The organism is Pseudomonas sp. FP1740, assembly GCF_030687165.1.
In the GTDB taxonomy this organism is placed as follows: Bacteria; Pseudomonadota; Gammaproteobacteria; order Pseudomonadales; family Pseudomonadaceae; genus Aquipseudomonas.
This window is the reverse complement of sequence record NZ_CP117461.1, coordinates 4,091,779-4,110,560: the sequence shown is the minus strand read 5'-3', so window position 1 is coordinate 4,110,560 and position 18,782 is coordinate 4,091,779. Positions and strand designations below refer to the sequence as shown.

General features: G+C 61.1%; 16 protein-coding genes. 12 read left to right on the top strand and 4 right to left on the bottom strand.

The window, feature by feature from the left end; genetic code table 11:
• Positions 1-151 precede the first annotated feature (151 nt).
• A complete protein-coding gene (locus PSH69_RS18365; RefSeq protein WP_305409364.1) occupies positions 152-1,630 on the top strand; it encodes a winged helix-turn-helix domain-containing protein in 1,479 nt (492 codons plus the stop codon).
• Here the strand turns inward: PSH69_RS18365 and PSH69_RS18360 are convergent.
• Positions 1,595-4,399, bottom strand: coding sequence for a winged helix-turn-helix domain-containing protein (locus tag PSH69_RS18360; RefSeq protein ID WP_305409363.1), 2,805 nt, complete (start codon positions 4,397-4,399; stop codon positions 1,595-1,597). The genes PSH69_RS18365 and PSH69_RS18360 overlap by 36 nt on opposite strands.
• A 331-nt stretch (positions 4,400-4,730) precedes the next feature.
• On the opposite strand from PSH69_RS18360, the gene PSH69_RS18355 reads away from it, so the two are divergent.
• The gene (locus PSH69_RS18355; protein ID WP_305409362.1) at positions 4,731-5,306 is read left to right on the top strand and encodes a flavodoxin family protein; all 576 of its coding nucleotides are present in this window, start codon (positions 4,731-4,733) and stop codon (positions 5,304-5,306) included.
• Between the two features lie 32 nt (positions 5,307-5,338).
• On the top strand, positions 5,339-6,163 hold the full coding sequence (locus PSH69_RS18350; RefSeq protein ID WP_007937066.1) for an alpha/beta fold hydrolase: 825 nt from the start codon (positions 5,339-5,341) through the stop codon (positions 6,161-6,163).
• Between the two features lie 16 nt (positions 6,164-6,179).
• Here the strand turns inward: PSH69_RS18350 and PSH69_RS18345 are convergent, their stop codons facing one another.
• On the bottom strand, positions 6,180-6,644 hold the full coding sequence (locus PSH69_RS18345) for a helix-turn-helix domain-containing protein (protein ID WP_305409361.1): 465 nt from the start codon (positions 6,642-6,644) through the stop codon (positions 6,180-6,182).
• 279 nt (positions 6,645-6,923) lie between these two features.
• Between PSH69_RS18345 and PSH69_RS18340 the strand changes: the two genes are divergently transcribed.
• The 8 genes from PSH69_RS18340 to ycaC all read left to right on the top strand — a co-directional run bounded on the left by PSH69_RS18340 (position 6,924) and on the right by ycaC (position 15,142).
• The gene (locus PSH69_RS18340; protein ID WP_305409360.1) at positions 6,924-7,919 is read left to right on the top strand and encodes an MBL fold metallo-hydrolase; all 996 of its coding nucleotides are present in this window, start codon (positions 6,924-6,926) and stop codon (positions 7,917-7,919) included.
• A gap of 47 nt (positions 7,920-7,966) precedes the next feature.
• Positions 7,967-8,890, top strand: coding sequence for a LysR family transcriptional regulator (locus tag PSH69_RS18335; protein WP_305409359.1), 924 nt, complete (start codon positions 7,967-7,969; stop codon positions 8,888-8,890).
• A gap of 138 nt (positions 8,891-9,028) precedes the next feature.
• Positions 9,029-10,513 (top strand): hypothetical protein, encoded by a 1,485-nt coding sequence (locus PSH69_RS18330; protein WP_305409358.1) that lies wholly within the window; start codon positions 9,029-9,031, stop codon positions 10,511-10,513.
• A 389-nt stretch (positions 10,514-10,902) separates the two neighbouring features.
• The gene (locus tag PSH69_RS18325; RefSeq protein ID WP_305409357.1) at positions 10,903-11,271 is read left to right on the top strand and encodes a DUF6124 family protein; all 369 of its coding nucleotides are present in this window, start codon (positions 10,903-10,905) and stop codon (positions 11,269-11,271) included.
• Positions 11,272-11,528: 257 nt separating this feature from the next.
• Positions 11,529-11,945 carry a DoxX family protein gene (locus PSH69_RS18320; RefSeq protein ID WP_064618759.1) on the top strand — a complete coding sequence of 139 codons (417 nt, stop codon included), beginning with the start codon at positions 11,529-11,531 and terminating at the stop codon, positions 11,943-11,945.
• Positions 11,938-12,564 carry an antibiotic biosynthesis monooxygenase gene (locus PSH69_RS18315; protein WP_018925556.1) on the top strand — a complete coding sequence of 209 codons (627 nt, stop codon included), beginning with the start codon at positions 11,938-11,940 and terminating at the stop codon, positions 12,562-12,564. Before PSH69_RS18320 ends, PSH69_RS18315 begins: the two co-directional genes overlap by 8 nt.
• A 45-nt stretch (positions 12,565-12,609) precedes the next feature.
• Entirely contained in the window at positions 12,610-14,448 is a 1,839-nt protein-coding gene (locus PSH69_RS18310) for an amidohydrolase (protein ID WP_305409356.1), read from the top strand.
• Positions 14,449-14,515: 67 nt separating this feature from the next.
• On the top strand, positions 14,516-15,142 hold the full coding sequence (gene ycaC / locus PSH69_RS18305; RefSeq protein WP_028941293.1) for an isochorismate family cysteine hydrolase YcaC: 627 nt from the start codon (positions 14,516-14,518) through the stop codon (positions 15,140-15,142).
• 64 nt (positions 15,143-15,206) lie between these two features.
• Here the strand turns inward: ycaC and PSH69_RS18300 are convergent, their stop codons facing one another.
• Together PSH69_RS18300 and PSH69_RS18295 are read right to left on the bottom strand one after the other, a co-directional pair.
• A complete protein-coding gene (locus tag PSH69_RS18300) occupies positions 15,207-16,634 on the bottom strand; it encodes a mechanosensitive ion channel family protein (RefSeq protein WP_305409355.1) in 1,428 nt (475 codons plus the stop codon).
• Positions 16,635-16,697: 63 nt separating this feature from the next.
• The gene (locus PSH69_RS18295; protein WP_305409354.1) at positions 16,698-17,714 is read right to left on the bottom strand and encodes an alpha/beta hydrolase; all 1,017 of its coding nucleotides are present in this window, start codon (positions 17,712-17,714) and stop codon (positions 16,698-16,700) included.
• A gap of 160 nt (positions 17,715-17,874) precedes the next feature.
• Here PSH69_RS18295 and PSH69_RS18290 point away from each other — a divergent pair, with 160 nt between their 5' ends.
• The gene (locus PSH69_RS18290) at positions 17,875-18,753 is read left to right on the top strand and encodes a LysR family transcriptional regulator (RefSeq protein WP_305409353.1); all 879 of its coding nucleotides are present in this window, start codon (positions 17,875-17,877) and stop codon (positions 18,751-18,753) included.
• The last annotated feature ends 29 nt before the right edge of the window (positions 18,754-18,782 follow it).

The window sequence follows — 18,782 nt, the reverse complement described above, 5'->3', positions numbered from 1 at the left end:
GTGACGCTCCTCCCATGGCCGTTGTACCGTCACCCATGCCTGCCAAGATACCCGTGAACTCTTTTTTGGGAGGTGCGGGAGCCTGGATGGGCGGGTTCGATGGTGCTTGCAGTTCCTTGAGCCGAGCCAGGTTTTCAGCATATGAACGTGCATGAACAACCTCAGAGAGATAAACAGTGACACGGTGCTGCGGTTCGGGCCCTACGCATTCCACCTGCATCAGCGGTTGATCCTGGACGGTGATCGGCCGCTGCGCATGGGCGGGCGAGCCCTGGAAATTTTGCAGGTGCTGGTTGAGCACGCTGGTGCGGTGGTCAGTAAAGAGACGCTGATTGCCCGCGTCTGGCCGACGTCGGTGGTCGAGGAAATCAACCTGCGCGTCCACATCGCCGCCCTGCGTCGAGCGCTCGGCGATGGGCCGAACGGGCAGCCCTATATCGTTAATATTCCCCAGCGCGGTTATAGCTTCATCGCCCCGGTGCAGCACGATCGGGCGGGCACGCCGGTGCTGGTCGAAACCGTGCACAAGCCTCAACACAACTTGCCTGCGCGGCTCACACCGGTGACCGGTCGTGACTCGATCGTCGGCAGCGTGGTCCGGCAGTTGCCGGTTCGACGCTTCATGACCCTGATCGGCCCTGCTGGCATTGGCAAGACCACCGTGGCGTTGAGCGTGGCCGAGTTGCTGTTGCAGCACTATCGGGATGGTGTCTGGATGGTTGACCTGGCGGCCATCGATGACCCGTCGCAGCTTGTCGATCATCTGTCGCGCACGCTGGAACTGGATGTCGGCGCAAAGGCGTTGGCGCAACGGCATGCCTTGGTGGTGCTCGACAACTGCGAACACCTGCTCGAACGTTGCAGGACAGTGGTGGACGATCTGTTGGCCTCGGCGCCTCGACTGTCGATCCTCGCCACCAGTCGCGAACCGCTGCGAGCAGCGGGGGAAACGCTGCTGCGGTTACCCGCCCTGACGGTGCCGCCAGCCTCGGCGATTTATAGCGTGGACGAGGCCATGGGGTATTCAGCGGTGCAGCTGTTGGTCAGCCGCGCCCGAGCCCGTCAGCAAGGGTTTGCCTTGCGCCAACAGGACCTGAAGGCTGTGCGTGAAATCTGTCGTCGGCTGGATGGCTTGCCCCTGGCCATTGAGCTGGCGGCGGCGCAGATCGATGCATTGGCGCTGGTGGGGTTGCAAGCGCAACTGGGCAACTGTTTTCAGCTGTTGAGCCAAGGTCGACGCACCGCCGTGCCACGGCATCAGAATCTCAAAGCCGCACTGGACTGGAGCTATGAACGGCTGAGCCCGTTGGAACAGATCGTGTTGCAGCGGCTGGCGGTGTTCAAGATGGCGTTCACCCTGGACGCGGCGATTGGCGTGATCAGTGACGCGATGTTGCTGCCCGCAAGCCTGGTCAACGTGGTGGAGAGTCTGGCGAATAAATCGCTGCTGTCGGTGGAGCAGGGCAACGGCGTGACGCGCTACCGTTTCCTCAATACCACGCGCACCTACGCCCTGGAGAAACTCGAACACAGTGGTTACTTGCGTGCCTTCGAACTGCGTTATGAGCGCTACATCAGCCGGGCCCACTGGACATCAGTCGGGCAGGTCGCGCTGCAACTCGTCGAGTAACCGCCGGACTTTGATCAGGTCCGGTGTGGCGAAGCCTTCGGTGAAGCGCTGGTAAATCGGCGCCAGCAGCTCATGGGCTTGCCGGAAGTGGCCCTGACGTTGCCACAACTGGGCCAGCGATGTCGCACTGCGCAGTTCCCAGGCCAGCGCTCCCTGGGTTTTTGCCACGGCTAAAGCCTTGAGCAGCACCGCCTCGGCCGCGTCAGCACTGCTCGGGCAATCCTCTGCCAGTAACGCGTCGGCCCGAGCCCGCAGAATCTCTGCCGTGCTCCAGCCCGCCGCGCCGTTTTCGGCCCGCTCCAGCAACGCATCATCGATGAAACGACTGCCCAGAGTGACCATGATTTCCTTGACCAACCCGGTGTCCGGTCGCGGTGATGAGGGCGCATCAGTTCCGTCGATCACCTGCGCGTAATATTTGGCCCAGGTGTAGAACAGCAACACCGAGTGTTTCTTCGCCTGCTCAAGCAGCAAGGTCAGGAGCTCGCGGGCGACCGGCGTGTTGCCGTTGTAGTGGGCGATCAGGCAACCGGACAGCGCCAGGGTGTAGCAGATGGACGTGCCGTGATTGATTTGCATCGCGATGTCGAGCGCCTGTCGTGCGGTATGCCAGGCTTTTTCCGGGAGCCCTTGCAGCCAGAGAATGCGCGCCAGAATCGTCAGGGTCGCCACGCTCTGGTCGTATTGCACGCCAAAACCATGGGTGAAACGGTTGAGTTGGCCGCTCTGGGCCAGGCGTTGAATGACCTGTTCGGCATTCTCCCGCGCCAGTGCCTGATCTCCGGCAAAATGCAGGGCCAGGACCCGCAAGCGTTGGGTGCTGAGGGCCGTCATCGCATCGTCGTGCGGCCTCAACCGCTCGAATTGTCGGCTCTGCTCCAGGGCCAGTTGGTAGTGGCCGCAACTGAGATCAACCGCCAGGTGCCCGGAAATCGCTTTGAGCTGACCGGCCATATCGTTGCAGTGTTCGGCCAGGTGTTTGGCGCTGACGAAGGCTTCGACGGCTTCGGTGCTATTGCCCTGGGTGTGGTAGCAGGAACTGCCGAGGGCAAGTTTGAGGTTCATGGTCAAACGCGGGCAGGGCTGGTGCGTCGCTTCGAGCAATGCCAGGGCTTTGCCCACGTACACCCCATATTCCTTGAGCAGCGACAGCTCTTGCCAGAGCGGTGCCGAGGTCGCGGCGAGACGGATGGCCAAGGCCTGCGGCCCTTGAGCGTTCAAGCCCCAATCCAGGACTGCACGAATGTCGTCCAGGCTGCGGGCGTAACGCTCGGTCCAGCGCTCGCTCTGGGTGTGTTCCCAATCACTCTGCGCCTGCTGCATCAAGGCCAGGCAGCATTCGGCGTGGCGCTCTCGGGTGTCCGCCAGCTCTTGGGCCTGGTCGAGTTTTTCCAGCGCATAGCCTCGCGTGGTGTCGAGCAGACGGTAGAACACTTCTTCGTCGCCGACTTCCACGTTCAGCAATGACTTGGCCACCAATTGGGTAATCGAGGCAAACACTACGTCGGGCTCGATGTACTGGCCGACAATCACGGCAGCCGCCGATTCCAGGGTAAAAGCGCCCCGGAATATCCCCAGTCGGCGCAGGCACGTCTGCTCGCAGGCATTGAGCAGTTCGAAGCTCCAGTCCAGCGTGGCGCGCAGGGTCTGATGGCGGCCCATGGTGGTCGGGCAGTCTTGGGCGAGCAGGCGAAAGCTGTCTTGCAGTTGCGACAGCAAGCCGCTCAAACCCAGGTTGCCGACCTGCGCCGCTGCCAGTTCGATCGCCAACGGGATGCCGTCCAGACGTCGGCAGATTTCAATCGCCAGCGGCAGGTCGGCTTCGCTCAGTTCGAAGCTGTCGTGGCTGGCCATCGCCCGCTCGACAAACAATTGCAGCGCCGAAAACGTCAGGGCCTGAGCACGGTCGAGCACGGCGATGGGCGGCGGGCAGTCCAGCGATTCCAGGCGCTGCACGTATTCGCCTTCGGCCCGCAGGCTTTCGCGACTGGTGGCCAGAATGTGCACTTGGGGCGCCGCGCGCAGGATGCTTTCGCTGAGCAACGCAATGGCATCGATCAGGTGTTCGCAGTTGTCGATGACCAGCAGCATCTGCCGTTCGCGCAAGCATGTGGCGAGCCCGTTCATGGGATCGGCGTCATGCAACGACAAGCCCAGCGCTGTCGCCAAGTGCGCGCCGATCATCAAAGGGCAGTTGATCGGTGCCAGGTCCACCAGGCGAATGCCGTCTCGATAGCGACCGATCAGTTGCTCGGCGACGCGCAGCGCCACGGTCGTCTTGCCGATCCCGCCGGGGCCCACGAGGGTGATGAAACGCTGCTGTGAGAGTTGCGCCAGCAGTCTGTCGACCAGCGCCTGACGGCCGATCAAGCGAGTCCGGCGCACCGGCAGGTTATGGCCGCCCGGTTCATTGGCGTCGTTTTGGGGGGGGTGTTCGATGGACTCCAGGGAAAACGGCGCGACAAAACTGTAGCCGCGCTGGGCGACGGTGACGATGTAACGCTGGCCGGCCTGACCGTCACCGAGGGCTTTGCGCAGTGCCGCCATGTGCACGCGCAGGTTGGTGTCTTCCACTACGCTTTTGGGCCAGACCCGCGCGATCAGTTGCTGCTTGCTCACCACCTGGCCTGCGTGCTCCAGCAACATCAACAGAATGTCCATGGCTTGCCTGCCCAGGCGCAGGGGCTGGTCGGCCTCCATCACCAGGCGTTGTCCGGGGTAGATCCGGTAGGGGCCGAAACGGATGGCCTGTTCGGGGGTAAGGGTCAACGGGTCACTCCTGCTTGCGTCCGTCTATCACGCGGTATCCAGGCATATTCCTGAGGTTTTTTCGGTAGCGCAACGTGGCGTCATACATCTCGACAGCAGGTACAACGGCTGCGGCCTTGCCGTCAGTGCCCGGCGGTCCCGTATTTATTGGACTCAGCGCTGGTGAACGGCACGCCGGGGCCATGGGTGTACGGCAGAAAATTAACAACGTTTAACTCGTACCGATCCGGTCTACGCTCAAAAATCCATTTCTTCAAGTAGTCGAAGGTATCGGCCTTTAAGCAACAAAAAGCGTGCCGCAAAAAGGACGAACACTTCTGGAGGAGCCGGAATGAGCAACGTGGTGGTGGTCTATCACAGTGGTTACGGGCACACCCGGGTCATGGCCGAAGCCGTGGGCCTGGGGGTGGAACGGCACCTGGGCAGCACCTGTCGGCTGATTCCGGTGGAGGAAGTGGACGACCACTGGGAACGCTTGCACCGTGCCGATGCAATCATCTTCGGCGCCCCCACCTACATGGGCAGCGCCTCGGCAGCCTTCAAGGGTTTCATGGAGGCCACCGCCTCGTTCTACCTGGCCCAGCCCTGGCGCGACAAACTCGCTGCCGGGTTCACCAACTCCGGTTGTCTGTGCGGCGACAAGCTCAACACCTTGCTGCAGATGGCGGTGTTCGCCGCCCAGCACTCGATGATCTGGGTCGGCCTCGACCTGCTGCCGGCGCGCAGCAGCCTCGGCCTGTTCGACGGGCAGTTGAACCGACTCGGCAGTTCGCTGGGGGCGATGGCCCAATCGAACGTCGAACAATCCCCTGAATTTGCACCTCCACTGGAAGACCGCCGTACCGCCGCACATTTGGGCGAGCGGGTGGCGCGCCTGGCCGAACGAATGGCTTATACCTCTTATTAACCGTCGTAAACCCATGCATCAGGAGAATCGTAATGAGCACTTTCACCACCCGAGACGGCACCGAGATTTACTACAAGGACTGGGGCACAGGTCAGCCGATCGTCTTCAGCCACGGTTGGCCGTTAAACGCCGACAGTTGGGAGTCGCAGATGATCTTCCTGGCCTCCAAAGGCTACCGGGTCATCGCCCATGACCGCCGTGGTCACGGTCGTTCGAGCCAGCCATGGTTCGGCAACGAAATGGATACTTACGCCGATGACCTGGCGCAGTTGATCGAGCATCTGGATCTGCAAAACGCCGTACTCTTTGGCTTCTCCACCGGCGGTGGCGAAGTGGCGCGCTACATCGGTCGCCATGGCACCGGCCGCGTGGCCAAGGCCGGGCTGATTTCTTCGGTGCCGCCGTTGATGCTCAAGACCGAGGCCAATCCGGGCGGCCTGCCAATGGAAGTGTTCGACGGTATTCGTCAGGCGTCGTTGGTCGACCGTTCGCAGTTGTACAAGGATCTGGCCAGCGGTCCGTTCTTCGGTTTCAACCGGCCGGGTGCCAAACCTTCGCAAGGCATGATCGACTGGTTCTGGCTGCAGGGCATGGCTTCCGGCCACAAGAACGCGTACGACTGCATCAAGGCGTTCTCTGAAACCGACTTCACCGAAGACCTGAAGAAGTTCGACGTGCCGACCCTCGTGGTGCATGGCGACGACGACCAGGTGGTACCGATCGAAGCGGCGGGCATCGCCTCGGCGAAACTGGTCAAGGGCTCCACATTGAAGGTCTACCCGGGAGCCCCGCACGGCCTGACCGACACCCACAAGGATCAACTCAACGAAGATCTGCTGGCGTTCATCAAGGGCTGATCAAAATCAAAGGCGCCTACAGGGACATGTGAGTACCTGTAGGCGCTGGCGAAGGCTGCGATCTTTTGCTGTTGTGAGAGGGAAGAGTACGCATGGCACGGCAGCGCCAGGCAAACGGTGTGATGCCTTCGCTGCGGGTGAAGATATGGGAGAAATGCGCCTGGTCGCAGAAGCCACATTCCAGGCTGATTTGCGTCAGGGTCAGGTCGGTGTTCCGGATCAACTGTTTGGCCCGGGCAATGCGTTGCTGTCGGATCCAGTCCTGCGGCGAAACACCGGTGCTGCATTTGAACGCACGGGAAAAATGACTGCGCGACAGGGCACAGACCCGTGCCAGTTCGGTCACTTCCAGGGTTTCGCCGAGGTGGTCGAGGATCAACTGTTTAACCAGGTTTTCACGCCAGGGGCTAAGGCCTCCCGTGGTCTTTTTTTGCGTTTCAGTGGCGCACGTCCTGATCGCGTTTTGCTGAAAGTAAGCCATGGCCAATGTCCGTGTCGGTGGGCGCGCGCGGGTGCACTGCACGGTGGGCCAGCACGTTCCCTTGTCTGAAAAACAAGTCTGCGCAGAAGGCTTCATTCTTGGCCGCGAGGACTTTGGCTTGCGAGTTAAACGTTGTTAATTCCGCAGTCAGGCTTAAGGGTGAAAATGCGCCAACTGAGCACATCACTGCAATTCGCGCCGATGCACGGTCATGCAAGATGGGCGATGTGTAGCGGCCTGGACGGGGCCGCTTTTTCTGGCTCGATCAAGGGTGATCTCATGAAGCAATCCCGCGTTTGCACACTTGGCGGACTTGGCCTGGCATTGGCGCTGATGTCCGGCACCAGCCTGGCCCAGGCACCGGCTCAGGTGAACACTCAGGTGCCCGGTTATTACCGGCTCGCGGTGGGCGACTACGAGGTGACGGCGTTGTTCGATGGCTACAACGACCTGTCGCCCAAACTGCTCGAGGGGCTGACCCAAGACCAGATCCGCGCGTTGCTGGCTCGTCGTTCGATTGAAACGCCGGGGGTGCAAACCGCGTTCAATGCGTTTCTGGTGAATACCGGCAAACAATTGATTCTGGTGGATACCGGGGCAGGGCAGTGCATCGGTGCCACGGCGGGCCAACTGTCGGCGAACATGCAAGCCGCTGGTTATAAGCCAGAACAGGTCGATACCATCCTGCTCACCCACCTGCATCTGGACCATGTGTGCGGGTTGGTGGATGGGCAGCAAAAGCCCGTGTTCGCCAACGCCACGGTCTATGCGGCCAAGGCAGAAGCTGATTACTGGCTGGATCCCCAGGCCATGGCCAAGGCACCGGCCGGTGCCAGGGAATTCTTCAAGATCGCCCAGGACTCCACGGCGCCCTACATCGCGGCGGGTCGCTTCAAGACCTTTACTGCCGGGCAATCGCCAGTGCCGGGCGTTGTCGATGCTGAGCTGGAGGCCGGGCACACACCGGGCAGCACCACCTATCGGTTCAACTCCCAGGGCCAGAGCATTCTGTTCATGGGTGATCTGGTGCATAACCTGGCGGTGCAGTTTGAGCATCCCGAGGTATCGATCCGTTTCGACGTCGACAATCAACAGGCGATCAAGAGCCGCGCCAAGGTGTTCAGCGATGCGGCGGCCAGCAAGATCTGGGTCACGGCAGCGCATTTGCCGTTTCCGGGTGTCGGCCATATCACCGCAGTGGACAAGCATTTCCAGTGGGTGCCCATCGAGTACGGACCTTACAGACGAGCGGCGAAAGTGCCGATGATCGAGTAAAGTCCGACACACTTGCGCCTGGCTGAACATAAAAGGGAACCGTGCCCATGAACCGTAATGATCTGCGCCGCGTCGACATGAACCTGCTGGTGATTTTCGAAGCGCTGATGTTCGAAAAAAACCTGACCCGCGTCGCCGAAAAACTGTTCATGGGCCAACCGGCGGTGAGCGCGGCACTGGGCCGGTTGCGTGATTTGTTCGACGATCCGTTGTTGCTGCGCAATGGTCGCGGCATGGAGCCGACGGCGCGGGCGCTGGCGATTCTCAAGGAGCTGCAACCAGCGATGGACACCATCTCGGGGGCGGTCAGTCGGGCCAAGGAATTCGACCCCGCCACCAGTTGCGATGTGTTCCGTATCGGGCTGTCGGACGACGCCGAGTTCGGGCTGTTTCCGCCGTTGCTGCGCCAGTTGCAGGAAGAGGCACCGGGGATCGTGGTTGTGGTGCGCCGCGCCAACTATCTGTTGATGCCAGCCTTGCTGGCGTCGGGAGAAATCTCGGTGGGGGTGAGCTACACCACCGACCTGCCGGCCAATGCCAAACGCAAAAAACTGCGCGACATTCCCTGCAAAGTCCTGCGCGGAGACAGCCGACCGGGGCCGCTGACGCTGGACGAATACTGCTCCCGCCCGCATGCCATGGTGTCGTTCTCTGGCGACTTGAGCGGCAACATCGACGTCGATTTGGCCAAGGTCGGCCGCACCCGCCGCGTGGTGCTCGGCGTACCGCAATTCAGTGGTTTGCGCGCGTTACTCGCTGGCACGGAAATGATTGCCACTGTCCCGGACTATGCCGCGTGCGCATTGGTGGAAGGCTGTGCGTTGCGCGCCGAAGATCCGCCGTTTCCCATTGATGCGGCGCAACTGTCGATGGCCTGGAGCGGGGTGCATGACAACGATCCTGCCGAGAAATGGCTGCGGTCGCGGATCAGCCAGTTCATGTCGGTCTCGCTGGATATTCCGGCTGTGTAAGGCGAATCCGCGCCACACCGTTCGTCCGAAATAGCCGCTCACCTATAAGTTCTGACAGTAGCGCGTTTCCGCGCGTCGGTGTGTGATTCATTCAATGCTCTTTCGGGGGCCGGATCGATCATGCACAGGGACAGAACAATGAATATCGCTACCGCCACAGTGAACGCCGGCAGCCCGCCGCCTCCTGTCATCCAGGAAAGCGCCAACCAGTCCCTTCTCAATCCGGTGGACGTGAGGCATACGCTCATGATCGAGGTGACCGATCCGGCGTTGCAGCCCACCGACCGGGTGAGTGTGACCTGGACAGGTGCTCCGGGCTCCGGAGCAGACGGCTCTCACACCACGGCTTTCATCGACGCCGGTAGCACTCGGCCGCTGGTGATTCGACTCCCTAATTCGTTGGTTATCTTCAATCTGGGCCAAACGGTGACGGTGACTTACACCATCATTCGCGGCGCCGCTGTCCCCGTGACTTCAGAGCCCCGGGTCGTGTACGTGCTGCCTCTGGCGCAAAGCGATCTGACGCGCCCCATCATTACCCAGGCAGAACAGTCCGGGGAAGGTCCGATGCTGGACGTCAATGGCCTGACCGACGTTACCCTGCGTATCAACGCGTGGCCCTTGAACGCTCGGGGTCAATTCCTTTGGTTGCGGCTTGAGGGCAAGAACGCCGATGGCAGCGATTTCCGAATGAGGTACTGGAGTGCGCCGAGCAATGTCATCACTGACGAATTCATCCGTTTTGGTTTTTACGAGCGAAGCCACTCCGCCAATGCCCTGCACGGGCTCAAGGACCGCAGCGTATTGACCCTGAAGTTAATGGTGGGGCTGCAAGGGAGCCCGGATGAGTCCCTTGCCCAGCCGTTTGCCCATCGAAACTACATCGTCCTGACAGGTGCAGTGGTAAGCCGGGAAGTGACGATCAAGGAAGCGCCAGATAACGCCAATTTGAACCCGGTTGACGCGATCACACATTTGACCGCTGTCTTGAATTACGCCAGTGAGTCTAACGACCTGGTCAGCGTGAACTGGACTGCCGAGCCAGGCACGCCGGCGGCGGGTTCGCGAACCACAATCCCTGTCCCGGTGGGCACCATGCCCATGGACATTACGTTGCCCGTTCCATTGGTGGCTTTCAGCATCGGTAAGGCGGCGGATATCTCGTTCACCTACAGGCGTGGTTCATCGGATCCAGTCACTTCATTGCCCTGGCCGTTACATGTTCTGCCTATCCCGAAGGACTCGCTCGTTTCCCCGATGATTGCCGAAGCGAAGGGTACAACCGAGCTTGATCTGAAGGATGTCATTGTCGGAGGGACGCTGGTGTTTGGTATCTGGCTACATATTGCGATCGGACAACGATTGTCGTTGATGTTGATGGGGCGCAATGCCAGCGGCGCCGAGCACAATTTGCCCATTTGGACGGACACGCGCAACGCGGTTCATCGAGCATGGGTTACATCTGGTGGCTACAGCACGATCATACCGGCCTTCTATTTGCTGGCGCTCAGGCCCGGGAGCATATTGTCTATCGTGTTCTCGGTGTGTACGGATCAGGTGCCTGGTTCGGCGGCCAGGACGGATTTCGAAGTGCGGGAATACACTGTCATAGACACTCGTTGACCAGAGGCGGGGCTGGAGGGTTTTGGTATTCGACGTGCAGTGTTTAAAGGTGTTGATCGTTACTTCCTGAAAGCTACAGATCCTTGCGCCGTTGCCTACGGCTGCGCCAGAATCCGCCGGCTTGTGCGCTTTGGGCCTGGTCTTTATCGTTTCCGTATCGCTGCCAATCAGCGATCGGGTTTAGCGACCTGAACAGGTATAAGCGCAACAACGCTCCGTCATATTGCAGGCATTCCATGTCTGCAGTTTCGATATGGTGGCTGTGCGCGGGAGGCCCTCGGGTCTGCCGGGTCTTATACCTCTCGGTTCGCTAACCTGCGTACAGCCGCCACCCTTACTTGTTTAGCGACAGGTACTGGTGGTTCCATCAGGTATAACGGAGATTCACCATGTTCAAAGCCACACCTAACCCGCCAGCAACCGACGACGTTTCCCCCTACGATCCCCTCGATCCCAAAAAACTCAACGAAGCCGCCGAACGCGCCCTCGATCACTACCTCAAACCGTCCGACACCAAGCCCCCGCGCAAACCGAGCACGATTTACACCGTCGCCCCGGACATCAACATCGAAGAGCTGCTGACCAATGCCTGCGAGTCCTTTGCCTCGGCCAAGGTGATCGCCAGTGACTGCGCCGGATTTCTGGAGGGGCCGCAGCGCAATACGATACTGGGCGTCGCGCAGCTCATCATGTTCGGCGAGTTGGCGGTGAGTCGGGCGCTGGACAGTCTGGAGCTGAAGGCCAACCCGGCCCTATGACCTGATCCCCTGTGGCGAGGGGGCTTGCCCCCGTTCGGCTGCGCAGCAGTCGTAGAACCTGTGCATGCGGTTTGCCAGACAGACGGTGACTGCAGGTTTTGGGTCTGCTTCGCAGCCCAACGGGGGCAAGCCCCCTCGCCACAGGGGTTGCGTTGTCTGTGTATGGCGTTCCAGCCGTACAAAGAGAGCACGTACATTCAATTTTTCCCTACCCCTTGGCGGCACTATTCAATCCAATGATTGAACAGGGGTGAGTCATGAACGCTTCGCAAAGGGATGAACAGGCGCGGGATGTCGGGCTGCTGTTTCTGCGGGTCAGCGGTGGTCTGTTTCTGCTGTGGGTTCACGGCTTGCCCAAGCTGCTGGACTTCAGTGCGCAACTGCAACTGATCGAAGACCCGTTCCACCTCGGTGCCCACCTCACCCTCAGCCTGGCGATTTTCGCCGAAGTGCTGTGCCCGCTGCTGATTGTCGCTGGTGTTCTGGCGCGTCTGGCGTGCTTGCCTATTCTGTTTGTGCTGCTGGTGGCGCTGCTGGTCGTGCACCCGCAATGGAGTGTGGCCGAAGGGCAGTTCGGCTGGCTGTTGTTGATCATCTTCACCTCTGTGTTTATCGCCGGGCCTGGACGGCTGGCGCTCAATGTTCGTTTGCCCGGAGTGCTCCGTTATGTCTGAAGCCCAAACTCAAAAAGCGCCGGGGTCCGATGAGATCGTGACGCTGATCGTCAAGCACCGGGTCAAGGCCGGTTTCGAAGCAGCCTATGAAGCCTGGCTGCGCAACATCGTCAGCGTAGCGGGGCGCACGGAAGGACATCTGGGCGTGGACGTGATCCGCGGCAAGAACGCGGGCCTGGACATGTTCACCTGCGTGCTGCGCTTTTGCTCCACCGAGGCCATGCAGCACTGGCTCGATTCGCCGCAACGTCAATCGTTGATCGATGAAGCCGCGCCGATGCTGGCCGACGGCGACCAGACCGAGGTCAACCCGGTCAACGAATTCTGGTTTGCGCCGCTGGCCGATGCCGCCTCGCCGCCACCGCGCTGGAAGCAGGCCGTGGTGTCGTTGCTGGTGATTCTGCCGCACACCTTGCTGGTGCCGCTGCTCTGGGGGCCGCTGCTCAAACTCAACGCTTTTCTCTCCAACTACTTGGTCGCCACGTTCCTGATCACCCTGACCATCGTGGTGTCGGTGGTGTACGTGTGCATGCCGGCCGCGACTCGCTTGTTTGCGCCGTGGCTGACGGCCAGTCAGCCACGGGAGCACCTCGAATCCAACGCAAATTCGCCGCGCTGAGCCGGCGCTTTTTTGCTTCATTTCACTGATGACGAAGGAACTGCGATGAACGCCGATCTGATTCTGTTCAATGGTCAATTTCATACCGTAGACCGCGAAAAGCCCCTCGCCAGCGCCGTGGCGATCAAGGGCGGCCGCTTCGTCGCGGTCGGCACCGACGCCGAAGCCATGGCCCTGCGCGGCTCGGGCACCCAGGTGATCGACCTCAAGGGTCGCTGTGTCATCCCTGGCCTCAACGACTCGCACCTGCACCTGATCCGTGGCGGTTTGAACTACAACCTCGAACTGCGCTGGGAAGGCGTGCCGTCCCTGGCTGATGCGTTGCGCATGCTCAAGGAGCAAGCCGACCGCACACCGACGCCGCAATGGGTACGGGTAGTCGGTGGCTGGAACGAATTCCAGTTTGCCGAGAAGCGCATGCCGACCCTGGAAGAGCTCAACCAGGCGGCACCAGACACCCCGGTGTTTGTGCTGCATTTGTACGACCGCGCCTTGCTCAACCGCGCTGCATTGCGGGTTGCCGGTTACACCCGCGACACGCCGAACCCGCCGGGTGGCGAAATCGTGCGTGATGCCAACGGCAATCCGACCGGCATGTTGGTCGCAAGGCCGAACGCGATGATCCTGTACTCGACCCTGGCCAAGGGGCCGAAGCTGCCGCTTGAGTATCAGGTCAACTCGACCCGCCAGTTCATGCGTGAGCTCAACCGCCTCGGCCTGACCTGCGCGATCGATGCCGGCGGTGGTTTCCAGAATTACCCGGACGATTACCAGGTGATCGAGCAGTTGGCGAAAGATGACCAACTGACCGTGCGCATCGCCTACAACCTGTTCACCCAGAAACCGAAAGAAGAGCTGACCGATTTCCAGAACTGGACCGGCAGCGTCAAGTTGCACCAGGGCGACGACTTCCTGCGGCACAACGGCGCCGGCGAGATGCTGGTGTTCTCGGCGGCGGACTTCGAGGACTTCCTCGAACCGCGTCCGGACCTGCCGCAGACCATGGAGCAGGAGCTGGAGCCGGTGGTTCGCCACCTGGTGGAACAGCGCTGGCCGTTCCGTTTGCACGCCACTTACAACGAATCGATCAGCCGCATGCTCGACGTGTTCGAGAAGGTCAACCGCGACATTCCGTTCAACGGCCTGCCATGGTTCTTCGACCACGCTGAAACCATCACCCCACAGAACATCGAGCGGGTAAGGGCGCTGGGCGGTGGCATTGCGATCCAGGACCGCATGGCGTTCCAGGGTGAATATTTTGTCGACCGCTACGGCAAGCAGGCCGCCGAATCTACGCCACCGATCAAGCGCATGCTGGCCGAGGGTGTACCGGTCGGCGCCGGCACCGATGCCACGCGAGTGTCTAGCTACAATCCATGGACCTCGCTGTACTGGATGGTCAGCGGCCGTACCGTCGGTGGCCTGGCGCTGTACGAGGAAGGTTTGCCGCGCACCACTGCACTGGAACTGTTCACCCACGGCAGCGCCTGGTTCTCGTCGGAACAAGGCAAGAAAGGCCAGATCAAGGTCGGGCAACTGGCGGACCTGGTAGCACTGAGCGCGGACTTCTTCAGCGTCGAGGAAGAAGCGATCAAGTGGATCGAGTCGGTATTGACCGTGGTCGGCGGCAAGGTGGTGTACGCCGCCGGCGACTTCGAAAAACTCGGGCCTGTCAGCCTGCCGGTGCTGCCGGACTGGTCGCCGGTGGCGAAGGTTCCGGGACACTGGCGGCCGAACGCGCCGATGCAGGCGCAGGTGCACCAGTGCAGCGGCCCGTGCGCCGTGCATACCCACAGCCATGAGAAGGCCCGTATGTCGAACGTGCCGGTGAGTGACTTCGCCGGTTTCTGGGGCGCCTTCGGCTGTTCCTGCTTCGCGTTCTGAGTCTTGCAACAAAAGCGTCGGCCATGTGTGGTCGACGCTTCACTCACCACCCTCCGAGGAGTTTCACATGAGCAACGTTCCTTACAAACGTCTGAACAAAGATGACGCCGTTGTGCTGCTGGTCGATCACCAGACCGGCCTGATCTCTCTGGTGCAGGATTTCTCGCCCAACGAATTCAAGAACAACGTGCTGGCCCTGGGCGACATCGCCAAATTCTTCAACCTGCCGACCATCCTCACCACCAGTTTCGACGCAGGCCCGAACGGCCCGATCGTGCCTGAACTGCGCGAGCAATTCCCGGACGCGCCGTTCATTCAGCGTCCAGGCCAGATCAACGCCTGGGACAACGAAGACTTCGTCAAAGCCATCAAGGCCACCGGTCGCAAGCAACTGATCATCGCGGGTGTGGTGACTGACGTCTGCGTGGCGTTCCCGACCCTGTCGGCCATTGCCGAAGGCTTTGAAGTATTCGTGGTAACCGACTCTTCCGGCACCTTCAACACCACCGTGCAACAAGCGGCGTGGGCACGCATGTCGGCGGCGGGTGCACACCTGCTGAACTGGTTCGCCGTGGCCTGCGAGCTGCAAGGCGACTGGCGCAACGACATGGAAGGCCTGGCCAACCTGTTGTCCCAGCGTCTGCCGAACTACCGCAACCTGATCAACAGCTACACCAAGTTCACCGCCAAGTAAGGCGTTGAAGAAAAATGCCCGCGATGTGCGGGCATTTTTTTGTACTGCTCGAATGTCCTCTGCATCAGCGCTTCTGCAACCATCCCAGAAACCCGCCTTTCCTGATCGGCACCGGTTTGGCCATCAACGCCAGCCGACTGTTTTGCTGGCGCACCGCCTGCAACTTGTTCAACGCCCGGCCCACTTCGCTGCGCTGTTCCATGCACTGGCGGGTCAGGTTCTTGTCCAGACGGTAGATGATCGAAGATGTCAGCGCGGTGAACGTTGCCTGCGACGGCGTATCGGCCAGGATGCTCTGTTCGCCCATGACTTCGCTCGGCCCCATGCGACCGGCCTCGGTGAAACCATTGCCGTCCGGCACGCTGGCGCTGACGACGCCAGTGGCGATCACGAACAGGCTGTCCGGCACTTCAGCCAGATCCAGCACCACCTCGCCGGCGGCGTATTGTTGCGCGACCATCGATTCGGCGAGGCGGTCGCGTTCCTCATGGCTCAGCGAGCGGAAAATCTTCACTTCATCGAGCAGTGCGCGGGCGCGGGTCGAGGGTTCGATCACGCCGTCGGGGTGCCGCGAGATGCCGGCCGCTTCCAGATGGCGATGGGCGAGGTCGAACAGTTGATTGCGCACGTCGCTCTTTTTGCCCAGCTCGGCGATGAACCCGCTGGCCACGTATTCGGACATCTCTTCGCCAGCATCGACGAGCACCGCTTTTGGCGCGGGCGACAGCAACAGACTGCTGCTGCCTTGCAGCGTGCGGTCGAGGGCGTCGAGCACCCGGCGTGGGCGGATGTGGTTCGGCACCTTGATGCTGATCGACACCCCGTGCAGGTTGTTCGGGCGGCTGAGGTTGACGATCTTGGCCTTGGCCGCCACCGAGTTCGGCACCACGGCCATCGTGCCGGCGCTGCTCAACAGGTGCGTGGCGCGCCAGTTAATGTCCAGCACTTTGCCTTCGACGCCATCGATCATCACAAAGTCGTCCACCTGATAGGGTTTGGTGGTGTTGAGCACAATGCCGGAGAACACGTCGGCCAAGGTACTTTGCAACGCCAGACCGACCACGATGGCGAACACGCCGGAAGTCGCCAGCAGACCCTTGACCGGCAGATCCAGCACATAACCGGCGGCCGCGACGATAGAGGCCAGAAACACCAGCGCACCGATCACGTCCTGCAGCAAACGGCCGCTGTGACCTATGCGACGCATCAGCACCAGACCGAACACCTCGGTGAGCACCCGTGCGGCGTACAACCACCAGAGAATCCCCAGCGCCGTTGCGCCGAGTTGGGCCACCTGGTCATCGGCAAACAACGGTGCCTGCAACGGGCTGACGCCGGCATTGATGATCAGCGCGCTGAACGCCAGAAACAGCACCAGCCGCACACCGACCTTTGGCGCGCGATGCTTGAACGGGACGAGGTGCCAGAGCAGGGCGTCGAGCACCAGCAGCAGGGCGCTCCAAGGCAACAGGTGGGCAGAGAAAAGGCTCATGGATTGCACTCCAGCGGGCACAAAAAAACTCGCCACACCCTGAGGTGTGGCGAGAGGTTGGGCTTAGTTCAGATGCGTCTTGAGCTCAGCCGCGGCCTGACGTACCGCCGCTTTGACTTCCGGAATCTGATTCAGCGGATTGAGCAGGCCAAAGTCATGAATCATCCCGTTGTAGCGCACCGAGGTCACCGGCACACCGGCCGCATCGAGGTGGCGGGCGTAACCTTCGCCTTCGTCACGCAGCACGTCGAATTCGGCGGTCTGCACCAGTGCCGCAGGCAGGCCCTTGAGTTGTTCGGCGCTGGCATTCAGCGGCGAGGCATGGATCTGCGCACGCTCGGCCGGGTTGGTGGTGTAGTTGTCCCAGAACCACTGCATCATCCCTTTGGTGAGGAAGTGCCCCTCGGCGAATTGCTGGTACGAACCGTCGTCGAACTGCGCGTTGGTCACCGGCCACATCAACAGCTGGAAGCGCAGGGCAGGGGTTTTCTGTTCCTTGGCCATCAGCGCCACGACCGCCGCCATGTTGCCGCCGACGCTGTTGCCGGCCACCGCCAGTCGCTTGCCATCGACACCGATCTCTTTGCCATGCTCGGCCACCCATTTGGTCGCGGTGTAGGCCTGGTTGATGGCGGTCGGGTAGTGCGCTTCGGGCGACGGCGTGTAGTCGACGTATACCGCGACTGCGCCGGAGCCCACCACCGGGTCACGGATCAGGCGTTGGTGAGTCGGGAAGTCGCCCAATACCCAGCCGCCACCGTGGAAGAACATGAACACCGGCAACTCGCCCTTGACCTTGGCCGGACGCACCACTTTCAGGTTGATGGTCTGGCCGTCGACCTTGATCGCCTTGTCGCTGACTTCAACACCCGACAGATCTACCTTCACCGAAGCCTGGGCACCGGTCAGCACCGCGCGGGCGTCTTTCGGGCTCAGTTGTTCCAGCGGTTTGCCACCGCCGGCGGCGAGGGCATCGAGGAAGGCCTGGGTGTTGTGTTCGACACCGGGGCTGCCGGCGGCGAATGCGTTGCCGATGGACAGGGCGAGAACGGAAGCGGCGAGGGTTTTCTTGATGTTCATGTGCAAATCCTTTTTAAATCGTTTGAGTTTTTATGCCTTGGGATCGGGCTGCTGTGGCGCTGGGGTTCAGGCCTCAGCAACACCGTGAGCACAGATTAATGAGATGCCGGAAAGTGAAAAAGCGGCTATAAAGCGATTAACTGTCAACCAGAGAGTGACAATGAATCCGTTCGAAGACATGCGTATTTTTTGCCAGGTCATGGACTCCGGCAGCTTCACGGCGGCGGCCGATCAGTTGGGCCTGTCCAAGCAGTTCGTCAGCCGTCGGCTGATGCAACTCGAAGAGCGCCTCGGCGTGCGCCTGCTCAATCGCTCCACCCGACGGCTGGACGTCACCCCGCTGGGGCAGAGTTATTACGAATCGGCCCTGCGCCTGCTCAGTGAAGTCGAGCAAGTGGAGCAGGGCATCGCCGGCCAGACCATCGAGCCTCGCGGGACCATTCGCCTGAGTGCACCGTTGTCGTTTGCCGTGGCGCATTTGGGCTGTTTGCTGCCAGTATTTTTGCAGCGTTATCGGGACGTCACCGTCGAGGTCGACCTGAGTGATCGGCCGGTGGACTTGCTCGGTGAGGGATACGATTTGGCCTTGCGCATCGGCGTGCTGGAAGACTCGACACTGATCGCCCGGCGCATCGCCGTCATCGAGCGGGTGTACTGCGCCAGCCCCGCGTATCTGGCCGAACGTGGCACGCCGCTTGAACCCGAGGAATTACACAGCCACGATTGCCTGCCATACGGCCATGGCCGCCAGGTGCAATGGCGGTTCGAAGGGCGGGGCAAACCGCTGACCGTCAATGTCACCGGGCGGATGCGGGTCAACAACGGTGAACTGCTCAAGGACGCGGCCATCGCCGGCATGGGCATCACGTACTTGCCGACCTTCATCGTCCATTCGGCCCTGAAAGACGGCCGGCTGGTGCCAGTACTGGATGATTTCCGCCCCGAGCCACTGACCTTGTCGGCGGTCTACCCGCAGCACCGTCAGGCCTCGCGACCGGTGCAGGCGTTGATCGAGTTCTTGCGTGAGCGGTTGAATTAACAATAAAGGGCTAGCGGTATCGTTGATTA

Excerpts from the sequence above, each read along its gene's own strand:
- PSH69_RS18340 (WP_305409360.1), top strand. The coding sequence starts at position 6,924 with ATGAAGCAATCCCGCGTTTGCACACTTGGCGGACTTGGCCTGGCATTG.
- PSH69_RS18320 (WP_064618759.1), top strand. The coding sequence starts at position 11,529 with ATGAACGCTTCGCAAAGGGATGAACAGGCGCGGGATGTCGGGCTGCTG.
- PSH69_RS18350 (WP_007937066.1), top strand. The coding sequence starts at position 5,339 with ATGAGCACTTTCACCACCCGAGACGGCACCGAGATTTACTACAAGGAC.
- PSH69_RS18335 (WP_305409359.1), top strand. The coding sequence starts at position 7,967 with ATGAACCGTAATGATCTGCGCCGCGTCGACATGAACCTGCTGGTGATT.
- PSH69_RS18295 (WP_305409354.1), bottom strand. The coding sequence starts at position 17,714 with ATGAACATCAAGAAAACCCTCGCCGCTTCCGTTCTCGCCCTGTCCATC.
- ycaC (WP_028941293.1), top strand. The coding sequence starts at position 14,516 with ATGAGCAACGTTCCTTACAAACGTCTGAACAAAGATGACGCCGTTGTG.
- PSH69_RS18315 (WP_018925556.1), top strand. The coding sequence starts at position 11,938 with ATGTCTGAAGCCCAAACTCAAAAAGCGCCGGGGTCCGATGAGATCGTG.
- PSH69_RS18310 (WP_305409356.1), top strand. The coding sequence starts at position 12,610 with ATGAACGCCGATCTGATTCTGTTCAATGGTCAATTTCATACCGTAGAC.
- PSH69_RS18345 (WP_305409361.1), bottom strand. The coding sequence starts at position 6,644 with ATGGCTTACTTTCAGCAAAACGCGATCAGGACGTGCGCCACTGAAACG.
- PSH69_RS18290 (WP_305409353.1), top strand. The coding sequence starts at position 17,875 with ATGAATCCGTTCGAAGACATGCGTATTTTTTGCCAGGTCATGGACTCC.
- PSH69_RS18365 (WP_305409364.1), top strand. The coding sequence starts at position 152 with ATGAACAACCTCAGAGAGATAAACAGTGACACGGTGCTGCGGTTCGGG.
- PSH69_RS18355 (WP_305409362.1), top strand. The coding sequence starts at position 4,731 with ATGAGCAACGTGGTGGTGGTCTATCACAGTGGTTACGGGCACACCCGG.
- PSH69_RS18300 (WP_305409355.1), bottom strand. The coding sequence starts at position 16,634 with ATGAGCCTTTTCTCTGCCCACCTGTTGCCTTGGAGCGCCCTGCTGCTG.
- PSH69_RS18325 (WP_305409357.1), top strand. The coding sequence starts at position 10,903 with ATGTTCAAAGCCACACCTAACCCGCCAGCAACCGACGACGTTTCCCCC.
- PSH69_RS18330 (WP_305409358.1), top strand. The coding sequence starts at position 9,029 with ATGAATATCGCTACCGCCACAGTGAACGCCGGCAGCCCGCCGCCTCCT.